The organism is Roseovarius halophilus (ex Wu et al. 2025) (genome assembly GCF_047086965.1).
In genome coordinates this window covers 1-1,509 of record NZ_JBKOTX010000454.1, presented here as the reverse complement: position 1 = coordinate 1,509, position 1,509 = coordinate 1, and the positions used below count along the sequence as shown (strand labels likewise).

The 1,509-nt window shown below is 59.1% G+C and carries 1 protein-coding gene; it reads right to left on the bottom strand.

Annotated features, from left to right (window positions below):
* Positions 1 to 73: 73 nt before the first annotated feature.
* Positions 74 to 1,425, bottom strand: a protein-coding gene (locus ACH107_RS32755) for an IS3 family transposase (RefSeq protein ID WP_412509768.1) whose coding sequence is annotated in 2 segments (ribosomal slippage) — positions 74 to 1,089 and positions 1,089 to 1,425 — 1,353 coding nt in all. Because the reading frame shifts where the segments join, the coding sequence is not laid out codon by codon here.
* Positions 1,426 to 1,509 lie beyond the last annotated feature (84 nt).

Sequence of the window (1,509 nt, the reverse complement as noted above, 5' to 3'; positions counted from 1 at the left end):
TGTACGTCGTCAGATAATTTGGGACGCTTGATCGGCTTTCGGATTGGAGGCTCTGGCTCACCGTGGGTTGATCTTATGCGGTTTCAGTTTCGTGGCGCAAGCGCCGCGTAAGCATGGTTTTGCGTTTGATCTCCTCTCGCTGTTTCAGGATTTTCTCTCCCCTGCCGAAGTAGACGTCGGCAGGCGTCAGGTTGCCCAGGCTCTCGTGGTACCGGCGGGTGTTGTAGTATTCGACGAAGTCCCTGATCTGGCGTTCGAGATCCCCGGGCAGGAAGTAATGCTCGAGCAACACGCGGTTCTTCATGGTCTGATGCCATCGCTCGATCTTGCCCTGGGTCTGCGGGTGGTAGGGCGCGCCGCGGACATGGTCCATGCCCTTTTCGTCGAGATAGTCCGCCAAATCGCCCGCGATGTAAGAGGATCCGTTGTCACTGAGCAGCCTTGGCTTGGCGGCCACGGTCGCGCTGTCGCAGCCCGAGACGTCCAGCGCCAGGTCGAGCGTGTCGGTCACGTCCTCGGCCTTCATCGTCGTGCAAAGCTTCCAGGCGATGATGTACCGGCTGTAATCATCCAGGATGGTCGACAGGTAGAACCAGCCCCACCCCAGGACCTTGAGATAGGTGAAGTCCGTCTGCCAGAGTTCGTTCGGCCGCGTGGTCCTGTCTTTGAACTCATTGGCCGCCTTCATCACGATATGCGCCGGCGCCGTGATCAGATCCTCCGCCTTCAGGATCCGGTAAACGGATGATTCCGAGACAAAATATTTCTTCTCGTCAGTGTATTTTACCGCCAGCTCGCGGGGCGTCAGATCCTCATGTTCCAGCGCAAACTCGATGACGTCGGCACGGGTCTCGTCCGGGAGGCGGTTCCACACAGAGCCCGGGTGCGGCGCCGTATCCTTCAGCGCATCAAGCCCGCTTTCCGACCATCGGTCATACCAGCGGTAATAGGTCGTGCTGGGGATGCCCAGCATGGCCAGCGTCTGGCGAACCGGCAGATGCGAGGCTTCCACGGTGCGGATGATCTCCAGCTTTTCCGATGCGGGATACCTCATGTTTCGCACTCCCCATCCCCGATCATGCTTTTTTTAAGCAGGCGATTTTCCAGGGTCAGGTCGGCAACGACCTCCTTCAGCGCTGTCGCCTCCGAGCGCAGTTCCTTGACCTCGGGCGAGGTTGCCTGACGCGCGGTGTCACCCGCCAGCCGCTGCTTGCCCGCCTCGAGAAACTCCTTCGACCACGTGTAGTACAGGCTCTCGCTGATCCCCTCACGGCGGCACAGCGCGGCAATGCTCTCCTCGCCTCGCAAGCCCGCCAGCACGATCCTGATCTTCTCCTCGGCCGAGTACTGTTTGCGGGTCTTGCGCTTGATGCCCTTGACCAGCTTGTCAGCGGCGTCCTTCGATGTTTCGGATTTCTTGTTCATCTTCGCTCCTTGATGGCTGCGATGAACCAGAAATCCTCCGTTACGAAAACATCAAATCTGTCCCATGGGTGCTGACGTCAGACA